Here is a 7,696-nt window from a genome sequence, read left to right as displayed (position 1 = left end):
GGGGGGCCCCCCCCCCGGGGGCTGTCGAGGTCACCGCGGGGGGCGCGGGGTTCTGCTACGGACTCGGGGTCGCCGACGGCCTGATCCGCTCCCGCACCAGCCGCTGCGCCCTGGTCGTCGGCTCGGAGCGGATGACCGACTGGGTGGACCCGGCGGACGTGGACACCGCAACCGTCTTCGCCGACGGCGCGGGCGCCGCGGTCGTCGTACCCGCCGAACGGACCGGCATCCACCCGGTGGTGTGGGGCGGCGACGGCGACCAGGCCGCTCTGGTCGCCATCCCCGACCGGCACGGCCGCGTCACGATGCGCGGCCAGGCCGTCTACCGCTGGGTCACCACCGAACTGGCCGCGGTCGCGGAGGAGGCCTGCGCGCGCGCCGGGATCGCCCCCGGCGACCTCAAGGGCTTCGTCACCCACCAGGCCAACCTGCGCATGATCGAACGCCTCGCCGCGGGCCTCGGCGCCACGAACGCCGCCGTCGCCCGCGACATCGTGGAGACCGGCAACACCTCGGCGGCCTCCGTGCCGCTCGCGCTGTCCCGCCTCATCGACCTGGGCCAGGTCCGGTCCGGCGACCCGGTGCTGCTTCTCGGCTTCGGCGCGGGGCTCAGCTATGCGGCACAGGTGGTGTCGTGCCCGTGACCGTTGGATGCGTGACCGATGGATACGTGACGGGTGGATAGCTTATGTAAATGGTCGAGGTTTGCGACTCCGCGAGATTCTCGCTGCCCGTGCAGCACGTCGAATATTCGCCGCGGTCCGGCCTTCTTTGAGGTAGGTTCCGGAAGCGGTACGCGCTTGAATGGGGGAAGTACATGGGCAGTGCAGGAATAGGCGACAATGACCACCTGCGCACGGTGCTGGATGTTGTCCTCAAGGAAACCGCGGATTTACTCGGTCAGTCCCCGGATGTCATCGATCCTCAGCGCGCATACCTCGACTACGGCTACAACTCACTGGCCGCACTTGAACTGACCAGTCAATTAGGCAGGGCCTTCGGCCTGGAACTGCCCATGACCATGCTGTTCGACCATCCCAATCCCGACGCGGTCGCCCGATATCTGGTGTCCCGTATCGAGATGCCTGCCGATACGACCGCGGCCGATGAGAATGTGGCGGACCCGGCACCCGCCGATGCCGCACCGGCCGAAGACGCGGCCCCCGCCGATGACGACCCCATCGTGATCGTCGGCGTGGCCTGCCGGTACCCCGGCGGCGTCGACTCGCCCGCCGCACTGTGGCGCCTCGTCGAGGAGCGCCGCGACGCCATCTCGGAGTTCCCGACGGACCGCGGCTGGCCGCTGGCCGAGCTGTACCACCCGGACCCCGACCACCCCGGCACGACGTACTCCAAGTCGGGCGGCTTCATCACCGGCGCCACGGAGTTCGACGCCGACTTCTTCGGGATCAGCCCGCGCGAGGCCCTGGCCATGGACCCGCAGCAGCGGCTGCTCCTCGAAGGCGCCTGGGAGGTCTTCGAGGACGCGGGCATCGACCCCGCCGCACTGCGCGCCACCCCGACCGGCGTCTTCGCCGGCGTATCAGGCGTCGACTACAGCTACGTGGCCCGCTCGGGCGGCTCAAGCCTCCAGGGCTACTGGGGGATCGGCACGCTCCCGGCGGTCGCGTCGGGCCGGGTGGCTTACACCTTCGGGTTCGAGGGCCCTGCGCTGACGGTGGACACGGCGTGTTCGTCGTCGCTGGTGGCCACTCACCTGGCCATGCAGTCCCTGCGCCGCGGCGAATCCTCGCTCGCCCTGGTGGCCGGAGTGACGGTGGCGTCGACGCCGACGGTGTACCAGGAGTTCTCGCGCCAGCGCGCCCTGTCCGCCGACGGCCGCTGCCGCTCGTTCGCAGCTGCGGCGGACGGCACCGGATTCTCCGACGGGCTCGGAGTGCTGCTCCTTGAGCGGTTGTCGGATGCGCGGCGCGCCGGGCGTCGGGTGTATGGGGTGCTGCGCGGTTCGGCGGTGAACCAGGACGGTGCGAGCAATGGGATGACGGCGCCGAACGGCCCGTCCCAAGAGCGGGTGATCCGGGCGGCGTTGGCGGACGCGGGCCTGTCGCCGGCGGATGTGGACGCGGTGGAGGGCCATGGCACGGCGACCGTCCTTGGCGATCCGATCGAGGCACAGGCGCTGCTCGCGACGTACGGCCAAGACCGGGCGGCCGGAAGGCCGTTGTGGCTGGGTTCGCTGAAGTCGAACATCGGCCACAGCCAGGCGGCGGCGGGCGTCGGCGGCATCATCAAGATGGTCATGGCGATGGGTGCCCAGTCGCTGCCGGCGACGCTGCACGTCGATGAGCCGACGTCGAAGGTGGACTGGTCCTCGGGCGCGGTGGAGTTGCTGCGCGAGGCGCGGGAGTGGCCGCGTGCCGGGTCCCGTCCGCGGCGAGCGGGAGTGTCGAGCTTCGGCGCCAGCGGCACGAACGCACATGTGATCGTGGAGGAGCCGCCGCCGTTGGAGACTCCGGCGGAAGCCGTGGAGCCTGAGGGCGGGCCGGGTGGCCCGGCAGTGTGGGTCCTGTCGGGCAAGCTGCCGTCGGGCCTGACGGCACAGGCCCGCCGCCTGCGCGAATGGGTGGCCGCACGCCCGGAGTTGAACCCCCTGGACATCGGCTACTCCCTCGCGACCGACCGCGCCCAGCTCTCCCACCGCGCGGTGCTCATCGGCAACGACCGCACCGAACTCCTCACCCGGCTGGCCCAGATCGAGCACCCGGCGCCCGGACAGGACACCGCCCCCGGCGCGACCGCAAGGCCGGGCCGCGTGGCATTCATCTTCCCCGGCCAGGGCTCCCAATGGGCGGGCATGGCGGTCGAGTTGCTCGCCACGGCGCCGGTCTTCGCCGAGCGGATGGCCGAGTGCGCCGAGGCCCTCGCCCCGTACGTCGACTGGAACCTCATCGACGTGCTCAAGGGCGAACCGGACGCGCCCACGCTGGAGCGGGTCGACGTGGTGCAGCCCGCCCTGTTCGCCGTGATGGTGTCACTCGCCGCACTGTGGCGCTCGTACGGAGTCGAGCCCGAAGCGGTCGTCGGCCACTCCCAGGGGGAGATCGCCGCCGCCTGCGTCGCCGGCGGACTGACCCTTGAGGACGCCGCCCGGATCGTCGCCCTGCGCAGCCAGGCGATCGCCACACTCGGCCGCGGCGGCGGCATGCTGTCCATCGCCGAATCGGCTGCGGACGTACGGGCACGGCTCGCCGTACTGTCCACGGACCTCTCCATCGCCGCGGTCAACAGCCCCTCGTCGGTCATCGTCTCGGGCGGCTCCAAGGCGCTGAACGAGCTCTACGAGGACTGCGTGGCGGAGAACGTCTGGGCGCGCTGGATATCCGTCGACTACGCATCGCACTCCGCGCAGGTCGAGGACGTCCGGCAACGCCTCGCCACCGACCTCGCGCCGGTCAGCCCCCGTTCGACGGCGATCGACTTCCACTCCACCGTCAAGGGCGCACTGGTCGACACGGCGACGCTCGACGCCGCCTACTGGTACGACAACCTGCGCGACCCGGTGCTCTTCGAGGACGCCGTCAGGGACCTGGTGGGCCGCGGATACCGGACGTTCATCGAGATCAGCCCGCACCCGGTGCTCGCCGCACCGATCAGCCACACCGTCGAGTCGGCAGCCCCCGACACCCGTGCCGTCGTCAGCGGAACCCTGAAGCGCGACCAGGGACGCATCGAGGACTTCCTGGGCTCGGTCGGCGAGGCGTATGTGAACGGCGTCGACGTCGACTGGTCGGCGGCCTTCGCAGGACGGCGGGCGCACCGCGTCGAACTGCCCCACTACGCCTTCACCCGGCAGCGCTTCTGGCCCGCCACCGGCGCCGGAGACGGCGGCGCCGACCTGCCCTCCGCAGGCCTGACCCCCGGCCGCCACCCCTTCCTGGCGGGCCAGGTACGCCTCGCAGGAGACCTCGGCCATCTCTTCACCGGACGCGTGGACCTGGAGCGGCAGCCCTGGCTCGCGGACCACACCGTCTTCGGCGAAGTGGTCGTACCGGGAACGGCGTTGGTGGAACTCGCCGCGGCTTCCGGCGCCCGCCTGGGCGCACCCGTGGTCGAAGAACTGACCCTGGAGTCCCCGCTCCTGGTACGCGAGGACGGCATCGGCATCCAACTCCAGGTGACGGAGCCCGACGCGGGAGGCCGCGCCGCGTTCACCCTGTACTCGGACGACGGCACGGACGGCTGGACCCGCAACGCGTCGGGAGTCCTCGCATCGGGAGCGCTTGAGGGGCAGCCGGGCCCGGTCGCAGGGCGGTCGGCTTCGGCTGCCGGGCAGGCGGACCCGGCCGACGGGCAGACGGACCCCGTCGACGGACGGTCGGTCTCGGTCGCCGGTCAGGCGGACCTGGTCGCAGGGCGGTCGGCCTTGGTCGCCGGGCAGTTGGACCCGCCCGGCGAGCAGCCGGCCCCGGCCCCCGCCCCCGAGCCGGACCGGTCCGCCGTCTGGCCGCCGCAGGGCGCCGTCGCCATCGGGCTCGGTGATCTCTACGGCCGGCTCGCGGATCGTGGCATGGAGTACGGGCGGGCCTTCAGGGGTCTGCGGTCCGCCTGGCGGTTCGGGGACGAGATCTGCGCCGACGTGCTCATCGACGGCACGATGGACGACCTCGACCCCCGCCACCTCCTGCACCCCGCGCTGCTCGACGCCGCCTTCCACGCCGCGTTCGCCGACCGGGCGGGCGACCGCGACGCGGGCTCGGCGATGCTGCCCTTCGCCTGGTCCGGCGTGCGGCTGTACCCCGGCGACCGCGCTCCGCAGGCACTCCGGGTCCGCCTGACCCCGGTCGGTGGCGACGCCGTACGGATGATCGCCCGGGACGACCAGGGGCGCGTCGTCGCGTCCGTGGACTCCGTCCTCGCGCGACCTGTGTCCACGGCCCAGCTCGCCGCGGCGCGTGCGGTGACGGCCGACTGCCTGTTCGCGGTGGACTGGACACCCGTGACACCGACGGCGGCACCGGCCGAGGCCATGGCGGTCCTCGACGCGACGGCGCTCGATGCGACGGCGTTGGGGGTGACGGAACTCGGCGCGACGGAACTTGGCGCGACGGAACTTGGCGCGACGGCGCCCGGTGCGACTGGGCCCGGCGTGACGGCGCCCGGTACGACGCCGCTCGGAGTGACCGCCGGGACCGCCACCCCCCACCCCGCCTGGGTAATCGCCCCCCTAGGCTCGCCCGAGAACGCCACCGCCGTGCCCGACGCGGCGCGCGCGGTCGCCGCCCAGGTGCTGGCCCTGCTGCGTGACTGGCTCACCAACGCCCAACTCCCCGACACCCGCCTGGCGTTGGTGACCCGATCGGCCGTGGCCGCGCGCCCCGGTGACGAGCCCGACCCGGCGCTCGCCCCGGTCTGGGGTCTGGTCCGCAGTGCGCAGGCCGAGCATCCCGGCAAGTTCGCCCTGGTCGACCTCGACGCGGACGCCGGCGAGGCCGATCTCGCCGCGGCCCTCACCCTGGGCGAGCCCCAAGTCGCCGTACGCGAAGGCGCCTTGCTCGTGCCGCGCATGGCCCGCAGGCGGCCCGCCGGGACGCGCCCCGTGCTCGACCCGGAGTCGACGGTCCTGATCACCGGCGGCACCGGCGGCCTCGGCGCGCTGGTCGCCCGGCATCTCGTCACCGAGCACGGCGTACGCCATCTGCTCCTCGCCAGCAGGCGGGGCAGGACCGCCGAGGGCGCCGACGCCCTGGCGGACGAGCTCACCGGGCTCGGCGCACAGGTCAGCATCGAGGCCTGCGACGTGTCGGACCGGGCCGCAGTGGCCGGGCTGCTCTCCGGGGTGGCCGGTGAGCATCCGCTGCGCGCGGTCGTGCACGCCGCCGGTGTCCTGGACGACGGTCTGATCACCTCCCTGACGGAGGATCAGCTCGACCGGGTGCTGCGGGCCAAGGCCGACTCGGCCTGGCATCTGCACGAACTGACCGAGGGCCTCGACCTCACCGCCTTCGTGCTCTTCTCCTCGCTCGCCGGAGCGATCGGCGGCCCCGGCCAGGGCAACTACGCCGCCGCCAACACCTTCCTCGACGCGCTCGCCGCCCGGCGCCGTGCCCAAGGCCTGCCCGCGGTGTCGATCGCGTACGGCCTGTGGGAAGAGCACAGCGACATGACCGGCCACCTCAGCAGCGCCGACGCAGCGCGCCTCGCACGCAGCGGCGTCGTCGCCCTCTCCGCCGACGAAGGGCTCCAACTCCTGGACGCCACCCTCGAATCGGCCGACCACCTGGTCCTGGCCGCGCGGCTCGACATGGCCGCACTGCGCACCCAGGCCGCCACCGGCATGGCGCCTGCCCTGCTGCGCGATCTGGTGCCGGCCGCGCCCGACCGCCCCGCCGCCGCGTCCGCCGCGCTCCTCGACCGCCTTGCCGACCTGACCCGCCCGGAGCGCGAGCGCGAACTGCTGCGCCTGGTACGCGCCGAGATCGCCGCGGTCCTGCAGTACCCGGGACCCGACGCGATCGCCCCCGACCGTGCCTTCAACGAGATCGGCTTCGACTCCCTGGGCGCCGTACAACTGCGGAACCGGCTGAACGTCGCGACCGGACTGCGGCTCCCGGTCACCGCGGTGTTCGACCACCCCACGCCACGGGCCGTCTCCCTGCTCCTGGCCGACCGGCTGTACCCCGCCACCGATGACTGCTCCACCGGGCCCGCCGCCACCGCCGACGACGGGACGTCCGACCCGGCGGCGGGGCTCGACGCCATGGACGCCGAAGACCTCGTACGAATGGCCCTGCGCGGCGACGACGTGTGATTGGAACCCAGATATGCCTGTCGACAACGAGGACGTAGTAGAAGCACTCCGGTCGGCGTTGAAGGACAACGTCCGGCTTCGGCAGCAGCAAGAGCTGTCCCAGGAGCCGATCGCCATCGTCGGCATGGCCTGCCGGTACCCCGGCGAGGTCAACTCCGCGACAGATCTCTGGCAGTTGGTGGACGAGGGCAGCGAAGCGATATCCGGCTTCCCCGCCGACCGCGGCTGGGACCTGGACGCGATCTACGACCCCGACCCGAGCAACCCCGGCACCAGCTATGTGCGCTCCGGCGGTTTCATGTCGACCGCGACGGAGTTCGACCCCCGGTTCTTCGGGATCAGCCGACGCGACGCCCTGGCCATGGACCCGCAGCAGCGGCTGCTCCTCGAAGGCTCCTGGGAGGTGTTCGAGGACGCGGGCATCGACCCGGCCTCGCTGCGCGGCAGCCGGACGGGCGTGTTCGCCGGCGTGATGTTCCAGGACTACGCCTGGCTGGCCCGTGCCCGCGCCGACCAGGTGGGCGGACGCTGGGGGATCGGCAACCTGGGCAGCTTCGTCTCGGGCCGGGTGGCTTACACGTTCGGCTTCGAGGGCCCTGCGCTGACGGTGGACACGGCGTGTTCGTCGTCGCTGGTGGCCACCCACCTGGCGATGCAGTCCCTGCGCCGCGGCGAGTCCTCGCTGGCCGTGGCCGCCGGCGTGACCGTCCTGGCCACGCCCGACGTCTTCGTGGAGTTCTCCCGGCAGCGCGCACTCTCCCCGGACGGCCGCTGCCGCTCCTTCGCGGCGGCGGCGGACGGCACCGGCTGGGCGGAGGGCATGGGCGTACTCCTCCTTGAGCGGTTGTCGGATGCGCGGCGCGCCGGGCGTCGGGTGTATGGGGTGCTGCGCGGTTCGGCGGTGAACCAGGACGGTGCGAGCAATGG

General features: G+C 72.6%; 3 protein-coding genes. All 3 read left to right on the top strand.

The genetic code is table 11. The annotated features are described in order from the left end of the window. Positions 1-644, top strand: a 644-nt coding sequence (locus tag ACFWY6_RS42840; RefSeq protein WP_384702541.1) for a 3-oxoacyl-[acyl-carrier-protein] synthase III C-terminal domain-containing protein, incomplete at its 5' end; no start/stop codon positions are given. A 173-nt stretch (positions 645-817) separates the two neighbouring features. Then, the gene (locus tag ACFWY6_RS42835; protein WP_384702538.1) at positions 818-6,769 is read left to right on the top strand and encodes a type I polyketide synthase; all 5,952 of its coding nucleotides are present in this window, start codon (positions 818-820) and stop codon (positions 6,767-6,769) included. Positions 6,770-6,782: 13 nt separating this feature from the next. After that, positions 6,783-7,696: beta-ketoacyl synthase N-terminal-like domain-containing protein (locus tag ACFWY6_RS42830; protein ID WP_384702535.1), on the top strand; the 914-nt coding region annotated here is incomplete at its 3' end.

Source organism: Streptomyces sp. NPDC059037 (assembly GCF_042740015.1).
Classification (GTDB): Bacteria; Actinomycetota; Actinomycetes; order Streptomycetales; family Streptomycetaceae; genus Streptomyces.
Note: the sequence above shows the minus strand (reverse complement) of the source record. Positions and strands in the feature narration are given on the sequence as shown.

Coding starts and splice junctions, on each gene's coding strand:
- ACFWY6_RS42835 (WP_384702538.1), top strand. CDS start 818: ATGGGCAGTGCAGGAATAGGCGACAATGACCACCTGCGCACGGTGCTG.